Here is a 20,509-nt window from a genome sequence, read left to right as displayed (position 1 = left end):
GGCCAATGGCCTCCTTTTTTACGCCTCCAACATTAGCGACCACTAAATACGTATCAATCGATGTTCAGTGGAGAAAAATAGAAATACTCGATCCAGCAAACAGAATAAGTACAGTGCATTCGCTAAGCTGAATCCCCTTTTGCTAGCGACCCAAAATAATGACAACGACTGCACCGACACAAACTGAAGCCACCCTTGTTTATGATATCCGTACCAGTCGCTATTTGAACATTACCGGCAGATGCACTTTACGTTGCCAATTCTGTCCAAAACATAATGGCAGCAAACAGGTACACCAATATCAACTAGGGCTCGATCGTCAACCTAGTGCTGAAGAAGTGATTGCACTGCTTGGCGATACCTCTAAATTCGATGAATATGTTTTTTGCGGATACGGAGAGCCAACGCTTAATTTGCCAACATTATTAAACGTAGCGAAAGAGATAAAAACACGAGGAGGCAAGGTAAGAGTCAACACGGATGGATTAGGCAATCTATTCCACAAGCGCAACATTCTACCTGAGCTAGCAGAATGTATTGATAGCCTGTCAATATCGCTTAATGCCGATACCGCCGCCAGCTACCAAGCGCATTGCCAACCTAAATTGAAAGGCGCTTATCCCGCGGTACTCGAATTTATAGAACAAGCCCCACGTTATATTGCCGACGTACAGGTTTCAGCCATTAACGGCTTAGCCGGTGTCGACATTGATGCCTGTCGAGAATTAGTCGAAGCAGCAGGCGCTACGTTTAAGCAAAGGGAGTTAGACGTCGTAGGTTAAAGGCACATTTAACGACTCAGCGACTATTCTATCGAGTCCGTTAAACATAACTTCAGCCTCAGCCTAGAGCAGAGGCAAAGTAACGGTGCACCAAGGCTGAATTAATTACATATATAGCCGAATTGGTATAACATGGCGTTTATAATAACCATCAGAATTAGCGATTGATGTTAACCCGAAAATTACCTCTACTTATCAATGCTCAAGGGATCCAGTGGTCCCAACAACGAATTTTGGCAGCGGCAAGTCAAATCGGCATATTAATAATATCGGTTATTATTTTTACGAATATTATCATCACTTTAGGTGAGAGACGTTTACAAGAAGACTGGGCGACACAACGCTACAGCGAGCTACAAGCTGTTGGTACTCTGATTGCTGACAAAGTCTCTTTCCAGCAATTTAGAACACAGATGTTTGCCACCTCAGAACTATTAAATCGTTACATGAAACTCCCGAGTGAGCCAAACCTAGCCAAGTTACAAGATAATTGGCACATCATTGTTGATAACATCCCTGAACTGCTCGGTATTGCGTTATATGACCCACAAGGTCAACTCAAATTTGCCACCGATGAAGAGTTTGGCCATCACGCACTGCCACCGTCTTTACTGGGAAATTCACGTAATATGGGCGGCAACGAGATCTACACCTCCCCGCTCGAATTTAGCCCAGTTAATGGCAAATTAGAGCCCTATTTGTATCAGCTTGCTTGGCTGGAGAATCCAGACCAAACCGTTAGAGGTTATTTGGTCGCCTATAACTCAATGTCACGCATGTTGCAAAATATTAAGCCTGCTTATTCCAGTCAACAAGCACCGTTAATGATGCTCGACACACAAGGTTTGCTCTACTCCGGTGTGATCGAATCACCCACTATTGGTCGACTACCTGAAACGATGGGCGGCAGCCTTAAGCAATCTTACCCTGCACTTTGGCGAAAGATTGCCGCAAGTAATTTCGGCCAATTCCACGGTGACGATGCCACGTTTGTTTACCTTAAAGTCGAGTTGACCACTCAGTATGAGACTCGCCGTGAATACTTTTTGCTGTCCTACGTTAAAAACGATGACATTGCAGCCAAGTTTGAACAGTGGCGTAATATCCTCATGGGGGGCGCTACCCTATTCACCTTGTTAGCCTGTTTTGTCATTTACCTAACCCATGCCTATCGTATGGTTCATCGCTCTCGTGACTTCTGTATTGATCTCGCCAATCGACTATTCAACACCGATTCTGGTTACATCATTGTCAATGATGCGGGTCGAGTGCTCAGTGCCAACCCTATGGCTGCTAAGCTACTCTCTCTTCAAATAGATGAACTGTCTGACCGTAGCTTACAACGCATATTACACATGGACGATGATCAATTTCATGCCCTGTCAGAACAGTTAATAGCTAACCATGAGTGGCAAGGCGAGCTTGATAGCGATGCTTCAGAGTGCGCTAGATTGTCAGTAAGACTTCGACTTGAAATTGATATGAATAACGGTCAAAACTACACCTTAGTCACTTTTGAAGATGTCGGGGAGCTAAAACATAGCCAAGAGGAAGCAAAGTTAAATCAATTGCTCAATGATAATCCAATAGCCACGGTTCTCTCAGATGCTAAAGGTGTCATCATAAAATCTAATCAGGCATTTAATACGCTGATGCAGGTTAAAGATAGCCGTAAGCTACAAATTACCGATCTGCTCAATGAAGAGTTTAAACAAAAGTGGCCGCAAATATCACAGCAATTGATGATTAAAGGCACTTGGCAAGGTCAGATATTCTCATCAAACAATCGTGCTAATGACGCCTGTATGTTGGCAACATTGAAGAGCCATTTAGACAGTTCAAACGATATTGAATATATTGTCTGTACCTTTGAGCGGGCTAAATCAAGACTCCATGCTAATGACCCAAAAAGTTTAGTGCCACATCGCAGTACCATATTTAGCGATCGCCGTGATCTTGAACGTTACTTTAATGATATGAGCCAAGCGAAAAAAGACTTCTCAAGTCTTATGTTGCTCGATATTGCCGCCGAAGGCATGCTCAGCCACATGAGTGATAGTGGCCAACTAGAAAGTCGGCAAAAAGAGGTCGAAATACAGTTATTAAGGGAGCTACCAAACCGATACCAAATGTCTCGCTGGCAGCTTGGTAAGCTCATTATCATGTTACCCGATACAGATTCAGACCAAGCGCATTACTTTGCGATTGATACCCTTGCCAAGCTCAAAGACAATGGGCTAGGAGAAGGTATCTGCATCGGGATAGCTGCCTACCAAGGTGGGCAGGAGCTCGAACAGTTCTTGAGTAATGCAGAAGTCGCCCTTAAACGGGCCAAACAAACTGATGAGCAAAATATCTGCCAAGCATTTACCCGTCAGATGTTTTAAGCGGCTAAATGGATCCTTTAGCTGGGGTGAGTCTCAGCATGTTCGGCTGCAGCATCGGGTGCTAGCAGCTCATCTTCATACGGTGCTTCATCCATATTTCTCATCCCAGAAGGAAGGTCACTTTCTGTGATTTCAATAATGGTAGAGCGATTCATGGTTATCTTATAACGTGCATACTGAGGTTCATCACGCCCCTCTTTTAACACAAGAATAAGGTTAACTTGATATCGCCGCTCCACAGATTCATTACTAATCTTACCCTCATGTTCCTTATAGATTTTTGCTTTACCACGTTCCAAATTTCGAGCAAAGGGCACTAAGCTAAAGTTGACCTGTTCTTGGATCCTTGAGTACCCCGCTAAAAAACCTTTAGCCGATACTCGAGTATGAATACCGTAATGCAAAATCTCTGCATCCACTTTATTTTGACTATGGCGCCTTTTTAAGATCTCGGAAACCTTAATTGGCAGCTCGTTTTTTCGCATAAAGTCGAGCCACATTAGTTGCTTAGCAATAGGTAACTTACTAGTGGTATCTTGCAGTAAACGACTCCAGCGAGGACGGCCGCGCTGTATTAAGCGCCACAATGCATTACGAATGTCGTCTTTAAAGATCTCTCTGAAACCATAAATCACTGCAAGAGTGAGCACTAAGGCAATGGTTAAACCACTAAATACACCTTGGGCTTTTATAATCAATGTTGAAACCACCAACATAACCATCGCCGTCGCAATACCCGTAGTCATCTTTTTAAGGCCTACCCCTAACGGTTTAAGCTCCTCTTTTAGCACCACCCCTTGTTGTATTAACCGACGTAGTAGGTGCATTTTATTAGCGATACGATTGGGATCTTTTATGGTCTTAGAGGAGTTATATTTATGGGCGTCTCGGTATTGTGATTCCGCTCGACACAAGGCCACGACACTTTCCGTTATCTCGTTAAAATCACTGCTTCTAGGCGCATGAGCCAGTAATTTCAATAACCGTTGTTCACACAACCACGACAAATAATTATCGGCATTTTCGAAATAAGACTTCCACTTTTCATCACTGGGTTCATTTCGCCTAAAACGCTTGAGTAGATGAATAACCTGCTCACTTAACTCTTCAAGCGAGACGTAAAACTGCTCTAAATCTTCAACTTGAGAAAGTTCTTTACTGTCCGTTTCAATGGCAACTGCAAATTGATAAGCAAATAAATTGAGGTAAAGTCTGAACTCCTCTACCGTGCGCTTTTTTTGACTCACAAAACGACTTTGCACTAGCGGCAGGTGTAACCCAGATGAGTAATATGAACGTCGGCCAGTAATAGAAGAATGATAGTAGTCGTCTTCATTCAAGCTTTGGGAGTTAATTCCCATCTCTTTAGGCAGGAAAAAATACAGATCTAAACGACGGTTGTCGCCGACTTCCATCTGGTGCAGAAATTTAATTGATAGTGATTCTTCTTGCTTAACTCTAACTTTAGCCACAAATATCCTTTAAATGCATTTCAAAACAAATACATCGGACTGATAATTATAGTCTAATACGTATCGAGAAAGTTAAACTCAGTTAGATTTTTTAAAAGAAAAATCATAACAATGAATAAAACTTCACCATTAAAGTTCATGCCAAATTACTGTATTTCACATGCCCAAAGCGCATTACGTTCACTGATTTGAATAATGACAGAACCCTGAGATTTATCCATCTCTAACACTTTAATGTAGAACGGCTGCCCATTACGTTCATCACCATCATTGATAGATTTTTTGACGATATCAATTGTTTCCCCCATATAATCACTTATCTTTTCTAGAAATTTATCATGCTTTAAATCAGCATCTTGTAGTCTTATTTCATAAGTTAAAATGGGGGCTGAAATGTGTACAAGCTCACCATAGGATGTCATTTCAGCTTGTTCACTACCATGATGAGTGTAGACAATGTGGAACTCAATTTGTTGACCCACTCGATGAACATCAAACTTTAAACCACCCGATAAGAACATCGATTGCTTGGCATCATAAACATCTGAATGACAGACCAAACTAATATCTTCATTGGGCTCAACCAAATAGTCCAATGCCATACACAGCCCCAGAATAAAGATCAAGGTGACCAGTATTGGCGTTGAACTAAAACCGATAAATAACGCTTTGGTTAGGCTTCTATTCACAAAAACCTGCCGTTTTTAGCCAAGAGTCGTTGATAAAATCCCAGTTTCCTTCGATGTTCAATACTTTAAAGTTCCTAAACGCCTCGCCTTTATCGACGTTATCTTGCATCACGAAATTAAGCATGTTCCCAGTTGGGGATGAAGCTACATAGATTTGATGCCAGCTCACCTTGTTACAACGCTCTATTTTCATTGCGATATTTTTAAACCGTGCTTCAAAGGTGAATAGCGCTTCATTTGATGAGTAGATCGGTACTAACACTGACTTTTTGTCATCGAGTAATAGTTTCTCAGGTAGGGAAAAGCGGATACAGGGCGTCGTTTCAAAATGCGTTGCTAAGAACACCACGAGCATGACACCAAGCAGCAAAAGCATAGAGAATTGTTTAATCGGCAGTGCTTCATAGGGGCTATTCTGCATCTGCACTTTCGCTTTGGTATGCAGTAGATAACCTTGATTAGTGACAACCTCTATTATCGAGGCGGTATCACTGCCTAAGAATGCTTTTATGTGCGTTATCGCCAGTGCGATGTCTTGCATCGTCACAACCAGCGGGAGCAAATTGAAACACAAAGATTCAGTCGATACGACTTGACCTCTAGATGACATCAAATCACGCATCACTAGAAATTCAATATTCGATAAAGGGTGCGTTTGAGCAGTCTCAGTGTTCACCAACTGCTTTAACTCAATATCAAATCTGACTGGACCTATAAACACATTAACCACTCTGACAATTTCAATGGTTGTCAGTTTACTGTTTATCGGCCTTTACGTCCGTGATCAATCAGTGCTAGGAGAGTGTCAATTACACTTTCGTGAACTCCACCACACTAAGTTTATTTAACAATCACAATCACTTAATACAAGCTGTAACTTTTGTTGCGTGAAGGTGTACTACGATACAAGCAAGCACAAACAACCTATGCATTGTAAACACAAAAAAGTACATTATAAAAAAAGACACCTATGGAATAGGTGTCTTTTAACAGATAAATCTCAAACGTTATTTACTGCGTTATCACTAGAAAGCGTATAACAATGTCATGTTTGTTTCGGTATCTGTGCTTTTCTTATCGTCTAACGGCTCGCTGTTATATCGAACAATAACCGCAAATTTCATTGCTAATGCGCCAATAACGTTCGCTGTAATCGCTGTTTCTGAACGTCCTTCTAAGCTATCGCCATAATCAGCAATAAATTGCTGACTAAACTTAGAGGTTTCACTAATATCGTAGCTAAAGTTCATTGCACCGTGTGCCACTACGCTATCTTCATTATCGTAACCCAGTAAGGCCGACTGCTCGTCATCAAGCTGCTTATAAATGTAACCAGGACCGACTTCAGCACTAAGGTACATATTGCCACTGTCGATAAATTTATGACCGTAACCAGTAGAAGCAATGGCTTTGAAATCATAACCCGTAAAAGGGTCAACTTCATAATTACCGGTGATATACATATAGTTCTTTTCATCGAACTTATAATCACCTTGAACGCCAGCGTAATAACGTTTAGCCGTCACTTCACTGGTATCTTCTTTATAAAGGCCTTCAAATAGGTATTGGTTTTCCCAATTACCAAGCTCTTGCATCAACTTTAAACGCGCTTTTACTGATGAAGTATCAGTATTACCCGTTGTTAACGTCGCGCCTAATTCAGCTTCACCAGCGAAGGTCTTATCGCCTTCTACAAAGTCAGCCCCAGCATGTGCAGCAAAAGGAGCCGCCATGACGACAGCCATTGCCGTTAGTAATGTTTTCATTTTGTAACCACTCCGTTCACTCAATACCCTAAAATTCGCCGCGATATTAACATTTAGCGCTGTAAATTGAAAACCTACCGCATCATTATCTAACTGTTTTATCACTCAATCTAGATTGCTAGAATCTGCACTCAGCGATTTTAAAAATCAAACACTGAAATATTCTTATATTTATCCAAACAACTTAGGGACTGTATTATTGCTGACAGCCACAAACCGTTTTAACCCCAGAACAGATAAATTAGCCATGTGAAACACCAATTTATCAGTCCTCATCTGCTGACAATACCGAATTATCGGCTGAGTTTCAGCTCAATAAGTATTGATGCTAAAGAAGTTCAAATTGGGCTGCGACAATGGCAGATATCACCTCTTTTTGATAAAAAAATACCTGCACTAGGCAGGTATTTTTATCTAAGACGCTTATTTAAGCGCCATTAGCAGTAATGCTTACTTAATCTGCGGATCAAGTTCGCCAGACTGATAAGCTTTATACATCGCTTGCAGCGACTTAGGCTTGATCTTAGAGCCCATACCAGCACAACCAAAGGCTTCGTAACGAGTAGTACAGATGTCTGCCATTGCTTCCATAGACGCCTTCAAGAATTTACGTGGATCAAATTCTGTTGGGTTTTCAGCAAGGAACTTACGTACTGCGCCCGTTGATGCTAGACGCAAATCAGTATCGATATTAACTTTACGTACGCCGTGCTTGATACCTTCAACGATCTCTTCTAGCGGTACGCCGTAAGTTTCAGGAATAGCACCACCATATTGGTTAATAATTTCTAACCATTCTTGTGGCACTGAAGATGAACCGTGCATCACTAGGTGAGTATTGGGAATACGTGCATGGATCTCTTTGATACGGTCAATACGTAGCACGTCACCGGTAGGTTTACGGCTAAACTTGTATGCACCATGGCTAGTACCAATCGCGATAGCGAGTGCATCTACGTGAGTGTCAGCAACAAAACGAGCCGCTTCTTCAGGTGTCGTTAGCATTTGATCCATGCTTAAGATACCCACAGCGCCAATACCATCTTCTTCGCCAGCTTCACCGGTTTCTAAGCTACCTAGACAACCGATTTCACCTTCAACAGAAACACCACATGCGTGTGCAAATGCCACGGTACGGCGAGTCACGTCAACGTTGTAATCGTAAGATGCAGGTGTTTTACCATCCGCCATCAAAGAACCGTCCATCATTACAGATGACATACCCAATTGGATTGAACGCTGACAAATATCAGGATCGGTACCATGATCTTGGTGAATACAGACAGGGATATCTGGGTACTGCTCAAGTGCTGCAGCCATTAGATATTTAAGGAACTGCGGACGAGCATACTTACGTGCTCCCGCTGACGCCTGAACAATAACAGGGCTGTCTGTCGCTTCAGCTGCTTGCATGATTGCACGCATCTGTTCTAAGTTGTTAACATTAAACGCAGGTACGCCATATCCATGCTCTGCTGCGTGATCTAACATTTGACGTAGGGAAATTAAAGCCATTTTTTACTCCAATAATAGGGTGATTTGACTCACCGAGGTCGCTATCGTTTGGATTGATTTTTATGCGATTAAGTCATCAGCATTCTTGCTTTAAACTCAACTGCGGTTACTGGTATTTATTATAGTTTTTATATTGCTGATTTTGATGACAGCATTACTGGCGGCTAGTTTACTCTCGACTAAAATCGATTAAAACCCCTACCAGTAACCCATCTAACAAAAACTGTGTTTTCTTACTTACCACGGCTCTCTAGCATTGCCACAGCAGGAAGTTCTTTGCCTTCTAAAAACTCAAGGAAAGCACCGCCACCGGTTGAGATATAAGACACTTTATCTGCGATACCATACTTATCAACGGCCGCTAAAGTATCGCCACCACCGGCGATAGAGAAGGCATTAGATTCAGCAATCGCTTGAGCGATACGCTTAGTGCCTTCACCGAATTGGTCAAATTCAAACACGCCCACCGGGCCATTCCAAACAACCGTGCCCGCATTTTTGATAATTTCAGCTAACGCCGCTGCGCTATCTGGACCAATATCAAAAATCATATCGGTATCTAGCACTTCGCTAACATCTTTAAGTGTCGCTGTTGCTGTCGGGCTGAACTCACTTGCAACGACCACATCAGTCGGCACTGGAATGTCACCGCCACGGCTTTGGGCGTTAGCCACTAAGCGCTTAGCTTCATCAATCAAGTTAGCTTCGTATAGGGACTTACCCACTTTATGACCGGCTGCAGCAACGAAAGTATTAGCAATACCGCCACCCACAACGAGCTGATCAACTTTAGTTGATAAGCTTTCTAGTACCGTCAGCTTAGTTGACACCTTTGAACCACCCACAATCGCCACCATTGGGCGCGCTGGGTTATCAAGTGCTTTGCCTAAGGCAGTAAGCTCACCCGCGAGTAAAGGGCCAGCACATGCAATGGGAGCATGTAAACCAACACCGTGAGTCGATGCTTGTGCTCTATGCGCGGTGCCAAAAGCATCCATAACGTATACATCACAAAGGGCCGCCATTTTCTTAGCTAATGCTTCGTCGTTTTTCTTCTCGCCAACGTTGAAACGAACGTTTTCAAAAACAACCACTTCACCGACTGCAGCGTCAACACCATCAAGGTAATCACTGGCTAGGCTAACCGGACAATCTAGCGCTTTTGTTAAGTAATTAACCACTGGCTGCATTGAAAACTCAGCGTTAAACTCACCTTCAGTTGGACGTCCAAGGTGAGACATCACCATCACAGCAGCACCCTTTTCAAGCGCAAGCTTAATGGTTGGCAGCGATGCACGTAGACGCGCATCACTTGTTACCACACCGTCACTTACAGGCACGTTGAGATCTTCACGAATAAGCACACGCTTACCTTGAAGGTCTATGTCTTGCATATTAAGAATCGCCATTTCATGCTTCCTTACGATTTAAGTTAAAGTTAAAAATTAAAGTAAAAACAAAACTGGATGTTGACGACGCGGGACGGAACACCGAGTCAGCAAACAAATATCTTAGCCTAAACGTTTTTGGCAGCGCGTACTGCGCTGATCATCTCTAAACTGGTATCGAGCATGCGATTAGCAAAGCCCCATTCGTTATCACACCAAAGTAATAACTTCACCAGATGACCATCGCTAACGCGAGTTTGCGTACCATCGACAATGCTTGAACGTGGGTCATGGTTAAAATCACACGACACTAATGGTTCATTAGTGTAGCCAACAACCCCAGAGTACGAACCTTCGGTAGCCTGTTTAAGTACCTTGTTAACTTGTTCGATATCGACGCGCTTATTGAGCGTAACGGAAAGGTCGATAGCGGTAACATTAATGGTTGGAACACGTACTGAGATGGCTTCAAACTTATTTTTCATGTGAGGCAAGATGCGCTCAATACCACGGGCCAATTTAGTATCGACGGGAATAATCGATTGTCCGGCGGCGCGGGTTCGACGCAGATCATCATGATAAGCATCGATCACTTGCTGATCATTCATCGCTGAGTGGATAGTGGTAATAGCACCACTTTTTACTTGAAAATGTTTATCGAGTACATCAATCACTGGCACAATACAATTGGTGGTGCAGGAAGCGTTCGATACTATGGTATGTTCAGCTCTTAGCAGATCATGATTCACGCCATAGACAATGGTGGCATCCACATCACTTGATGATGGGTTGCTAATAAGGACTTGTCTCGCACCCGCTTTAATGTGCGCCTCGCAAGCTTGCCTGTCGTTAATCACTCCGGTAGCTTCAAACACAATATCAATGCCCATCTCTTGCCAAGGCAAGTTTTCAGGGTTGGGTTCATGTAACAGCTTAATAGCATCATCACCAATGATCATATGTTGATCATGTAATTTAACTTGGGTGTGAAAACGTCCATGGGTAGTGTCGTACTGGGTTAAGTGCAGCATCGCTTCAGGCTTTGCCAACTCATTAATCGCCACGATTTGAATTCGATCGCGTTTTTCAGACTCGTAGACCGCACGAAGAATTGAACGCCCGATACGGCCGTAACCATTAATAGCGACTCTTATCATTAACTATTTTACCTTTGTTACTGGCTGATTTCTTGATACAACAACGGCCTACCGCAATTGGTAAGCCGTAGTATCATAGAGCATCAATAGACGCAATCGACAAACTAACCTAATGGCTAGTTTGCCTGTGCATCATTAGCTTTATTGCTAAAGCTAAAGCAAATTATAGACCGTTAACGGTTGCTACAACATTCTCTACTGTAAAGCCGAAGTGCTTCAGCAAGTCTCCACCAGGGGCTGACTCACCAAAGGTTGTCATACCAACAATAGCGCCGTTGAAACCAACATACTTATGCCAGAAATCAACGTGAGCGGCTTCAATAGCCACACGCTTAGTCACGCTGCTTGGCAATACTGACTCTTTATAAGCAGCATCTTGCTTGTCGAACTCGTTAGTCGAAGGCATAGAAACAACACGTACTTTCTGACCTTGTTCTGTAAGCGCCGCAGCTGAATCCATTGCTAACTGAACTTCGCTGCCGGTAGCAATAAGGATTAAGTCTGGCGTACCAGCACAATCACTCAGTACATAACCACCTTTAGCCACGTTAGCTAATTGCTCAGCGCTGCGTGCTTGTGCTTTCAGACCTTGGCGACTAAAGATGAGTGATGTTGGAGCATCACGACGCTCAATAGCACTCTTCCAAGAGACAGCTGTTTCTGCTGCATCACATGGACGCCATACCGTCATGTTAGGTGTCATACGCAAGTTAGCAAGTTGCTCAACTGGCTGATGAGTTGGACCATCTTCACCTTGACCGATAGAGTCATGGGTATAAACGAAGATGTTCTGAATGCCCATCAAGGCAGACATACGGACTGCGTTACGTGCATATTCCATAAACATCATGAACGTTGCGCCGTAGTTGATGAAACCACCATGCAGTGATGCACCATTCATAATGCCGCTCATACCGAATTCACGTACACCGTAGTAGATGTAGTTACCGGCTGCATCGTCTTGAATACCTTTAGAACCAGACCATAGCGTTAAGTTAGAACCGGCAAGGTCAGCAGAGCCGCCAAGTAGTTCAGGTAACATAGCACCGAAAAAGCCAATCGCGTTTTGTGATGCTTTACGGCTGGCAATGCCTTCCGCTTTATCTTGAGACTCTTGAATAAAGGCGTTTGCCTTTTCTTCAAATTCTGCAGGAAGTTCGCCCGTGATAACACGACGCTTATATTCAGCAGCTAGCTCAGGGAAAGCAGCAGTATAAGCTGCAAACTTCTCGTTCCAGCTTGCTTCGTTTGAAGCGCCAGAATCTTTAGCATCCCAACCTTCATAAACGGTTTCAGGAATTTCAAATGCAGCGTGATCCCAACCAAGGAACTCACGTGCAGCTGCAATTTCAGCGTCACCCAGTGGTGCGCCGTGGCAGTCATGGCTGCCAGATTTGTTTGGCGAACCAAAACCGATGGTGGTTTTGCAACAGATCATTGTTGGCTTGTCAGTGACAGCCTTAGCAGCTTCGATTGCCGCGCGGATAGCATTGCTATCGTGGCCATCTACGTCAGCAATAACATGCCAGCCGTAAGCTTCGAAACGCTTAGGTGTATCATCGGTAAACCAACCTTCAACATGGCCATCAATAGAGATACCGTTGTCATCCCAGAAAGCCACAAGCTTACCAAGACCTAACGTTCCTGCTAATGAACATGCTTCATGAGAGATACCTTCCATCAAACAACCATCACCTAAGAAGCAGTATGTGAAGTGATCAACAATATCGTGACCTGGCTGGTTGAACTGTGCAGCCAATGTCTTTTCAGCAATCGCCATACCAACCGCGTTACTAATACCAGCGCCTAATGGGCCAGTCGTTGTTTCAACACCTGGAGTGTAACCATATTCAGGGTGACCCGGTGTTTTAGAATGCAACTGACGGAAGTTTTTCAACTCTTCAATTGGCAATGCGTAACCCGTAAGGTGCAGCAAAGAGTATATAAGCATAGAGCCATGACCATTTGATAATACAAAACGGTCACGATCAACCCACTCAGGGTTGTTTGGGTTGTGCTTAAGGAAATCATTCCATAGCACTTCAGCGATGTCAGCCATCCCCATTGGTGCACCTGGGTGACCAGAATTGGCTTTTTGAACGGCATCCATGGTTAATGCACGGATTGCGTTAGCGAGTTCTTTACGAGATGACATGCTCTCTCCTGCGTAGTGTTGGGGTATTGAGGCTTAGATCTAGCGAAGGAGGCAGCAACTTTGGTATTTGCTTTACCTTCACTACAGCAAAATTTGGAGCCATATTTTCGCCTACTAGACTGTAGGACGCAAATTTAATTCGCCCAGAATGAAAAAATCGATACATATTAGCCAATAGCGATGACAAGCTAACCATATTTAACAACACGTTAACCCACCTTTAGAGCACTAAATCTTAGTTAAAATAAGATATTTATCTATTTGCTAGCGAACCCAAGGTGCATTGATCATTTTTTTATCAGAACAAGTACCAAAATAACACCGCTAACAACAACTTTATCAGCAACTTATACAAACTTCAGCTTATTAACCATGTATTTATTAAGGACATAATAGCGTGGATTACTGCACAAAATTAACTGAAAGGGGGTGTCTTCTTTTTTGTTTTCCACTAAGATAGCCGTCTAGATGTAGATACTTCTACACATTCAAATTGTATAAAGACGAGATTTTCCATCATGGCAAAGCACTTGTTCACCTCTGAGTCTGTCTCAGAAGGTCATCCAGATAAAATCGCCGATCAGATTTCTGATGCGGTATTAGACGCAATTTTGGAGCAAGATCCAAAAGCACGCGTAGCATGCGAAACTTATGTCAAAACTGGCATGGTTATGGTTGGCGGTGAAGTGACTACTTCAGCCTGGGTTGATATCGAAGAGATCACCCGTAAGACCGTACGTGAAATCGGTTATACCCATTCTGATATGGGTTTTGACGCCGACTCTTGCGCTATATTAAATGTCATTGGTAAGCAGTCTCCAGACATTAACCAAGGTGTTGATCGCGCAGACCCTAAAGAACAGGGTGCCGGTGACCAAGGTCTTATGTTTGGTTATGCCAACAACGAAACTGACGTACTTATGCCTGCGCCGATCACGTATGCACACAAGCTCGTGAAACGTCAGTCTGAAGTACGTAAAGACAAGACGCTTTCGTGGTTACGTCCTGATGCGAAAAGCCAAGTGACTTTTGCTTATAACAGTGATGGCAGCATCCATGGTATCGACGCCGTTGTGCTTTCTACACAGCATAGCGAAGACGTCAACCAAGCCGATCTCATTGAAGGCGTAATGGAAACCATCATCAAGCCAATACTACCGGCTAAGTGGTTATCTAAAGACACTAAGTACTTCATCAACCCAACTGGCCGTTTTGTTATCGGTGGTCCAGTAGGTGATTGTGGTCTAACCGGTCGTAAGATCATCGTTGATACTTATGGCGGTATGGCTCGTCACGGTGGTGGTGCTTTCTCAGGTAAAGACCCATCAAAAGTTGACCGCAGTGCAGCATACGCAGCACGTTACGTTGCAAAGAACATTGTTGCAGCCGGTCTTGCTGATCGTTGTGAGCTACAAGTGTCTTATGCCATTGGTGTTGCAGAGCCAACATCAATCAGCATCGAAACATTCGGCACTGCTAAAGTGGCTGAAGAGTTATTGATTGATCTAGTACGTCGTCACTTCGACCTACGTCCATATGGCTTAACAGAGATGTTAAACCTAGCCCGCCCAATCTACCTTGCGACGGCAGCATATGGCCACTTTGGTCGTGAAGAGTTTCCTTGGGAAGCAACAGATAAAGCAGAAGCACTCCGTGCTGACGCAGGTATTTAATCGTTATCGATTAATTCAGTGTTGTTTGTCCAACGCTAATAAAAACCGCCTAAGGGCGGTTTTTTAATGCCATAATTTCAGCTTCCAGCAACAACAATGAGTATTAAAGTGCAATTAACTTGGTTAGCGGCTAATGATCGCATCGAGGTGAAGAAGTTCTATCACCAACATATGCCCTATGCACGGCTGCTGCAGAAAGAGTCACTCTGCGTGTTGACTCAAGCCGACTCGACTTCGGCTAATAGCGTTGAAATCACTTGTTCTAAAATTATTTGCTCTGAAATAGTAGCCAGCGCCCGTATTCGACCGATCGGCCAATTATCGATTCTTACAGGTATGTTGGTACATCCTGATTTTCGTGGTCAAGGTGTTGGGCATCGGTTGATGCGCCAGCTTTCGCCTGTTCTCTGTGATGGTAAAACTTACATTTTTGCCTTGGTGCATTTAGAAGGGTTTTATGCGCAACATGGGTTTACTGTCATTGAGGACGCACCAAATGACATTGCGCAGTTGTTTTTGAAGTATCAAAGGGGTAGTGAAAGGTTGGTGTTAATGGGGTTAACCCCTTTAAATCCTTATAGTTAGACTGCGTCTAACAACTAACTCAATCAAGTTCCGCTTGATAAAGGTCGTGAGCTTCCAGCTCACACACGGGCAAAAGGGGTACAACAGCTTCCCCCTCTTGCATCACCCGAGCCGCCCCGACGAAGTTGTCTTCCTCGTACTTATTCGAAATAGCCTAACGCTTCCGATGGGACATCCTGTCCCGCGAAAGCTATGCCCACATCCGTGTGGGCATTACGGACTTTGGCTTATAAAGAGTCTTCAACGTACTTCGGCAACTCCGATGGGGAATGGGTGTATTTTGTGGGTCTGTAATGGCTTGTTAGTCATTAGATATCAGACCAAAGGGTACAGATCGTTATTGGACAGAAACGATTTAGAGCTAAAGCTCTTGGAGTAATGAATTTCATTAGGGAAAATGTGGTAAACGGATATGTGGTAACGCCCCAATAAGGGGCTAAAAATAGTTGGTTAAAATAAGCGACGCAGGAGCAAAAACCAACTGTTTTTAGTCCTGCTTAATTGGCTTGTTATACGTACTATTTACGACTGTGTTCTTTTATGGATTTATTAATTGCATCTACTTGCTCTTGTTTTCGTTTACGACAATCAACTCTATCTTGAGCGTGGCCTTGCTCACATTTTGATGATGCGCCATCACTCGCTATTACAGCCGATGTTCCTGAATAAACGGCATCAAATACAGGGTTACCAGTATAAATACTGCCGCATGAAGTCAATAATAATAGACAGGTGAAATATAAAATCTTCATGAATCACAGAATCCTTGTGGTACGTATAACGCCCACATTAAGCGGACTGAAATTGTTTGCCAAACTTGTTGAGGAACGAAACATGGCAAACTGTTTTAGTTCCGTTTAAATTGACTTGTTATGCAGTTTCCTCGACAGGCAATTTAATTTCAAGAAGCTTGTTAACATCAGCGACATTACAAAGCGTTGTAATATCACTGATATCTCCAACATCCAAAAGTAACGGTTCTTTACCTGTAACTCCAGTATCAAAAGCAAAACGGTACTCTTTCTGATGACAGTACTCATTTCGCTTTTTAAATACAGCCTCTTCTTCTCCAAAAGTACCACTGAAAGAATCTGGATTATAGTAATCGACTAAGCATGCATTTAACCCATAATTGTTCTTTTCTGTTGCGGCTTTAACACGCTCAACAAATTGTGTGAAATTTGTAACTACAACAGCATGCTTTCCTAAATTTAAACAATCCTCAGGGATTTCTAATTGCTTTTTAAAAGCACCTAAGCTTTCATGTGATAAGCTTTCAAATTCACCACTGTGTGCTGCATATATACAAAAGACATTTAGATGATCATGCCAATTCATTTTGACAGAAACTGGCCCAGCTAAATCAGTCAATGTTCTTCCATTAATCTCAAGTTTAATTTGATCTGGTTGGAACCAACTGACAACTCCTTCATGCATATCTCCACGGTTAGAGTATTGGTCTTCTTCTAGATTTCTAAAATAGGAAAGTCTGTTTGCAAAAAGTTTTCCATTTCTAAAGTCGTTAGCGTATTTTTCATCATCAAAAATTTTCACTAGGAAAAATATAGTTTTCTTCAAGCTACCTCCAAGAACTGCATAACATTTTAATATACGGCTTGCGCGTTTTGCCAAACCTTGTTGAAAAATCGTGCACAGTAAAAATGCTTAAAAGTTCATGAATAACAGCTTATTAAACATTTACGCTTAAGATTGTATCCAATACACCTAGGGAGAAAAGTGAGTCGCACACTTTGCTTTCCGGTTATCTGAACTTTTCATGAACGCACACTTACATCTTACTGAATTTATACAAGTTACTAACACTGCACAATAGTAAAGCGTGAATTGAATCTAAGAAAGTGATCTGTTTCCACAAAAAAACCAATAATACTGTATTTCCAAGCACCCTTTCTTACTTAATCTAATGCTGCTTGCGTCTATGACGTTTGAGCTTTTCTGACTCGTTATGGGCAAAAGTAAGTTCCAAAACTAACAGAAAACACCAGTTCCCCATCGGAGTTGCCGAAGTGCGTTGGAATAAATCGCGTGATGCCGACATGGATGTCGGCGTAGCTTTCGCGGGGCAGGCCGTTCTTTGGCATCCATGCCATCACGGCATTCATGAATCCATTCACATCAGATGCCCCATCGGAAGCGTTAGCGATTTATCCATAAGCACAAGGGTGACAACTTCGTTAGGGGCGCTGAGGGTTTGTTAAGGGGGACAAGCGCTTTCCCCCTTGGCTCGGGTGCGGGCGAAGCGCCGCGACGTTAATTGTTAGACGCAGTCTAACTTAAAGGTCAGGCGTTGCCAGATAAGTGGCATGGCCACGACTTTAGTTGTTAGACGCAGTCTAACTTAAAGGTCAAACGGAGTTTGATTTACCCGCTAGGGTGCGGGATGGAATCCCACGACGTTGGTCAGTTGTAACCTGACACAACTATGACTTATTTGCCAAAACCTCTTCCAGTTTAAGCCCGGTTAAATCATGGATGGTGCGCCATAAATAATAAAATATTCCCATCATCATCAACATAGACGGCAAGGCTATCATCGGGTAACTGTATAGGGTCAATTGTCCCAACTGTTCATTAAACTCAGAGGTACCTGTTGGGCTAGTGACGATCCATTTAGCCAGTACATAATTCATAATGGCGGAGAACGCGAACGAGCCCGCAACCAAGTAGGTAGCCTTCATTAGTCGCTGCTCAAATGCAGCCACGCAATTGGTTTGCAGCAGTCGCTTGATAATCTTGTCAACATCCATCACCGCTGGATTAAATATGATAGCTTTAATTAATGGCTTAGAGGTGAAGGTCGAAATAATGACTGCAATGCCAATAGCGGCTGGAATGGCGGCCTCTTTGATTGCCAACCACTTAAGGTCTAGTGCCAGTAAACCAATCCCACCGGTCAACAGCACATTGGCTAATCCAAGCAAGGCAATAAAATTAAACTTCTTATATTTTATCAGCTCAAATATGCCCCAGCCCAGTGGAAAGCTTAACGCTAACATTAATCCACCACTCGCCCCTAACTGATCTTCACCACTTAGCTTCATTAGAATAAAAGCGGGGATAGCAATGCTCACTAACAGGTCAACCAATGGCCGAGGTTTATGTGTCGATGTACTACTCATATGTTGTTTTCCAGGCGAAGTTTGCAAGCTTCGAAAAATTTAAAGATAAAAACCATTACTGCAACTCTTATGATGCCAGTATCGATACTCACTAACGTATAGCTGCGTCGAAATACCTTGTTCTACATCAAATGTCACTCTTCATCAAACATTGTTGAGACAGAGCTGACTGGTGACTGTAACGTAAATAAATGAAGGTCAGCTTAAATTTTCTAGAACTTCGATACTAAATAGCAATGACTTGAAACAAGTGGGGTCAGAGAAACTTTAATCTTCAGAACTAACAGAAAACACCTGTTCCCCATCGAAGTTGCCGAAGTACGCAGATAAAAATACGGTAGATACCTTCACTCGTATAAACAGTAAACATCATTAACTAACCTCAACACCTATAACGACAGAATCAAATCTCCCCCGTTGGAAGTTTCGCTTATCAGAAATTTCGCCGGAGCGCTGAGAGATACCCTGATGAAATCAAGAGCGGGCGCAAGCGCTTTGCGCTTTGCCCCTTGGCTCTGCTCTTGATTACTAGAATGGGCGAAGCACCACGACCTTTATCAAACGAAGTTTGATTGATTTAGTTGTTAGACGCAGTCTAACTTAAAACTCAAGCGCAGCTTAGTATCTTAAAAAGCTAAACCGTTTTCAGCCCGAAAACACCTTTAACAATGGTCAAAATGCGAATTTTCCATGCACATAAACGATACCTGTTGCATCGACAAAACCGCTGGCTGCAGTACCACTATCGATTCCGCATCAATAACCGCTAGATCTGCCACTTCATCAATCTTATTAGCATAAGAGTTAGTGCGACCACAATAGATAAAGTGCTTCTTCCAACGCACTAGATAACTGTTTTCCTGCTTACCATCAACCATTAATTCAGCTTCCAAGGCGTGGCACTCCTCGTCTTTTTCCGTCAATACCGCGACAACCAATTTAAGGTTGTCGTAAGCAGGCAAATTTAATTGCTGATAAGGCGCAAAGAATGAAGCAACAGGTTCAGACAACATAAATATCCTTAGAAAAAGCTTTCAGTCGTTGGTAACACCAACAGATAGTAATCACGCTCATCGAAACTAATAAAGTCGACAACTTGCATGCCTCCTTTACGAGTATGTGCAGCAAAAGAAGCGCCATTATCTTCAGCAATAAAGGTCAACATATAAGGCAACTCTTTAGAGACTGCTTTTCGGACAAACTTCACCAGCGCTTCAAAAATGCCTTGGCCACGGTAGTCGGTAGCAATCCAAATGGGTCCGTACTGGCAACAATTTTTTTCAGTCAATCTTGCCTTGTCATATTCAATTCTTGATAAGCGATTGAGTAAATTACGATAGATTGGCCACTGCTTAAAGAAAGCCCAACGTCCAGCAATAACATAACCCACAATATGCCCGCCAAGCTCAGCAACGACAACCCAATGTTGAGTCACCAGACAGGTTAAATCTGCTTGGCTAAACGATTGCCCATCAAGGCTGCTATTTCGCTGTTCAATCGACAGTTCATCTTGTAACTGACTTTGCTCTAAAGCCGCAAGAGGCAAGACATCTTCCAGCGTCGCTAACCGAATATTGATATTTTTCTTCCATTATTTTTTAGAGTAATGACACTAACTACAACGGCTATTATATCAAGTTTATCGCGCTAAAACGTGCCCATTAACAACATGCAATATACAAAGCTTAACCATTGTGATCCGATGAGCGCTAATTAAGCAGATCTACACAACATTTTCACTAATTTTACATTTAAACAACTTAGTAAACACAGTATAGTACCGCGTCATTCATGCATTAT

The 20,509-nt window shown here is 42.9% G+C and carries 18 protein-coding genes; 4 read left to right on the top strand and 14 right to left on the bottom strand.

Annotated features, from left to right (window positions below; genetic code table 11):
• Positions 1 to 158: 158 nt before the first annotated feature.
• Both CXF83_RS05465 and CXF83_RS05460 read left to right on the top strand, forming a co-directional pair.
• The gene (locus CXF83_RS05465; RefSeq protein WP_101091733.1) at positions 159 to 782 is read left to right on the top strand and encodes a TatD family nuclease-associated radical SAM protein; all 624 of its coding nucleotides are present in this window, start codon (positions 159 to 161) and stop codon (positions 780 to 782) included.
• Positions 783 to 949: 167 nt separating this feature from the next.
• Complete coding sequence (locus tag CXF83_RS05460; protein ID WP_101091732.1) at positions 950 to 3,169, top strand: PAS domain-containing protein; 2,220 nt, start codon at positions 950 to 952, stop codon at positions 3,167 to 3,169.
• A 17-nt stretch (positions 3,170 to 3,186) separates the two neighbouring features.
• On the opposite strand, the gene CXF83_RS05455 is transcribed toward CXF83_RS05460, so the two are convergent.
• The 8 genes from CXF83_RS05455 to tkt form a co-directional block, all read right to left on the bottom strand.
• Complete coding sequence (locus CXF83_RS05455) at positions 3,187 to 4,641, bottom strand: hypothetical protein (protein WP_101091731.1); 1,455 nt, start codon at positions 4,639 to 4,641, stop codon at positions 3,187 to 3,189.
• 146 nt (positions 4,642 to 4,787) lie between these two features.
• A complete protein-coding gene (locus CXF83_RS05450) occupies positions 4,788 to 5,330 on the bottom strand; it encodes a hypothetical protein (protein ID WP_101091730.1) in 543 nt (180 codons plus the stop codon).
• Positions 5,323 to 6,051 carry a helix-turn-helix domain-containing protein gene (locus CXF83_RS05445; RefSeq protein ID WP_145991707.1) on the bottom strand — a complete coding sequence of 243 codons (729 nt, stop codon included), beginning with the start codon at positions 6,049 to 6,051 and terminating at the stop codon, positions 5,323 to 5,325. Before CXF83_RS05445 ends, CXF83_RS05450 begins: the two co-directional genes overlap by 8 nt.
• A gap of 304 nt (positions 6,052 to 6,355) precedes the next feature.
• Positions 6,356 to 7,096, bottom strand: a complete 741-nt coding sequence (locus tag CXF83_RS05440) for a DUF481 domain-containing protein (protein WP_101091728.1) — start codon at positions 7,094 to 7,096, stop codon at positions 6,356 to 6,358.
• A gap of 450 nt (positions 7,097 to 7,546) precedes the next feature.
• On the bottom strand, positions 7,547 to 8,611 hold the full coding sequence (gene fba, locus CXF83_RS05435; RefSeq protein ID WP_101091727.1) for a class II fructose-bisphosphate aldolase: 1,065 nt from the start codon (positions 8,609 to 8,611) through the stop codon (positions 7,547 to 7,549).
• Positions 8,612 to 8,844: 233 nt separating this feature from the next.
• Entirely contained in the window at positions 8,845 to 10,020 is a 1,176-nt protein-coding gene (locus tag CXF83_RS05430) for a phosphoglycerate kinase (RefSeq protein ID WP_101091726.1), read from the bottom strand.
• Between the two features lie 107 nt (positions 10,021 to 10,127).
• Positions 10,128 to 11,156 (bottom strand): erythrose-4-phosphate dehydrogenase, encoded by a 1,029-nt coding sequence (epd, locus tag CXF83_RS05425; RefSeq protein ID WP_101091725.1) that lies wholly within the window; start codon positions 11,154 to 11,156, stop codon positions 10,128 to 10,130.
• 163 nt (positions 11,157 to 11,319) lie between these two features.
• Positions 11,320 to 13,311, bottom strand: coding sequence for a transketolase (gene tkt / locus CXF83_RS05420; protein WP_101091724.1), 1,992 nt, complete (start codon positions 13,309 to 13,311; stop codon positions 11,320 to 11,322).
• A gap of 518 nt (positions 13,312 to 13,829) precedes the next feature.
• Between tkt and metK the strand changes: the two genes are divergently transcribed.
• Both metK and CXF83_RS05410 read left to right on the top strand, forming a co-directional pair.
• The gene (metK, locus tag CXF83_RS05415; RefSeq protein ID WP_101091723.1) at positions 13,830 to 14,984 is read left to right on the top strand and encodes a methionine adenosyltransferase; all 1,155 of its coding nucleotides are present in this window, start codon (positions 13,830 to 13,832) and stop codon (positions 14,982 to 14,984) included.
• A 96-nt stretch (positions 14,985 to 15,080) separates the two neighbouring features.
• Positions 15,081 to 15,569: a GNAT family N-acetyltransferase gene (locus tag CXF83_RS05410; RefSeq protein ID WP_101091722.1), complete on the top strand. Its 489-nt coding sequence runs from the start codon at positions 15,081 to 15,083 to the stop codon at positions 15,567 to 15,569.
• Positions 15,570 to 16,087: 518 nt separating this feature from the next.
• Here CXF83_RS05410 and CXF83_RS05405 read toward each other — a convergent pair.
• From CXF83_RS05405 to CXF83_RS05385, 6 genes are all read right to left on the bottom strand, one after another.
• Positions 16,088 to 16,321: a hypothetical protein gene (locus CXF83_RS05405; RefSeq protein ID WP_101091721.1), complete on the bottom strand. Its 234-nt coding sequence runs from the start codon at positions 16,319 to 16,321 to the stop codon at positions 16,088 to 16,090.
• Between the two features lie 118 nt (positions 16,322 to 16,439).
• On the bottom strand, positions 16,440 to 17,147 hold the full coding sequence (locus CXF83_RS05400; protein WP_157822924.1) for a hypothetical protein: 708 nt from the start codon (positions 17,145 to 17,147) through the stop codon (positions 16,440 to 16,442).
• Between the two features lie 386 nt (positions 17,148 to 17,533).
• Positions 17,534 to 17,704, bottom strand: coding sequence for a hypothetical protein (locus CXF83_RS22485; protein WP_157822923.1), 171 nt, complete (start codon positions 17,702 to 17,704; stop codon positions 17,534 to 17,536).
• Positions 17,705 to 18,010: 306 nt separating this feature from the next.
• Positions 18,011 to 18,709: a VC0807 family protein gene (locus CXF83_RS05395; RefSeq protein WP_101091719.1), complete on the bottom strand. Its 699-nt coding sequence runs from the start codon at positions 18,707 to 18,709 to the stop codon at positions 18,011 to 18,013.
• Positions 18,710 to 19,371: 662 nt separating this feature from the next.
• Positions 19,372 to 19,722, bottom strand: a complete 351-nt coding sequence (locus CXF83_RS05390; RefSeq protein ID WP_101091718.1) for a hypothetical protein — start codon at positions 19,720 to 19,722, stop codon at positions 19,372 to 19,374.
• 8 nt (positions 19,723 to 19,730) lie between these two features.
• Positions 19,731 to 20,288 (bottom strand): GNAT family N-acetyltransferase, encoded by a 558-nt coding sequence (locus CXF83_RS05385; RefSeq protein WP_101091717.1) that lies wholly within the window; start codon positions 20,286 to 20,288, stop codon positions 19,731 to 19,733.
• Positions 20,289 to 20,509 lie beyond the last annotated feature (221 nt).

Source organism: Shewanella sp. Choline-02u-19 (genome assembly GCF_002836205.1).
Classification (GTDB): Bacteria; Pseudomonadota; Gammaproteobacteria; order Enterobacterales; family Shewanellaceae; genus Shewanella.
Note: the sequence above shows the minus strand (reverse complement) of the source record. Positions and strands in the feature narration are given on the sequence as shown.

Coding starts and splice junctions, on each gene's coding strand:
- CXF83_RS05465 (WP_101091733.1), top strand. CDS start 159: ATGACAACGACTGCACCGACACAAACTGAAGCCACCCTTGTTTATGAT.
- CXF83_RS05460 (WP_101091732.1), top strand. CDS start 950: ATGTTAACCCGAAAATTACCTCTACTTATCAATGCTCAAGGGATCCAG.
- CXF83_RS05440 (WP_101091728.1), bottom strand. CDS start 7,096: ATGAAAACATTACTAACGGCAATGGCTGTCGTCATGGCGGCTCCTTTT.
- fba (WP_101091727.1), bottom strand. CDS start 8,611: ATGGCTTTAATTTCCCTACGTCAAATGTTAGATCACGCAGCAGAGCAT.
- CXF83_RS05430 (WP_101091726.1), bottom strand. CDS start 10,020: ATGGCGATTCTTAATATGCAAGACATAGACCTTCAAGGTAAGCGTGTG.
- epd (WP_101091725.1), bottom strand. CDS start 11,156: ATGATAAGAGTCGCTATTAATGGTTACGGCCGTATCGGGCGTTCAATT.
- tkt (WP_101091724.1), bottom strand. CDS start 13,311: ATGTCATCTCGTAAAGAACTCGCTAACGCAATCCGTGCATTAACCATG.
- metK (WP_101091723.1), top strand. CDS start 13,830: ATGGCAAAGCACTTGTTCACCTCTGAGTCTGTCTCAGAAGGTCATCCA.
- CXF83_RS05410 (WP_101091722.1), top strand. CDS start 15,081: ATGAGTATTAAAGTGCAATTAACTTGGTTAGCGGCTAATGATCGCATC.
- CXF83_RS05405 (WP_101091721.1), bottom strand. CDS start 16,321: ATGAAGATTTTATATTTCACCTGTCTATTATTATTGACTTCATGCGGC.
- CXF83_RS05395 (WP_101091719.1), bottom strand. CDS start 18,709: ATGAGTAGTACATCGACACATAAACCTCGGCCATTGGTTGACCTGTTA.
- CXF83_RS05390 (WP_101091718.1), bottom strand. CDS start 19,722: ATGTTGTCTGAACCTGTTGCTTCATTCTTTGCGCCTTATCAGCAATTA.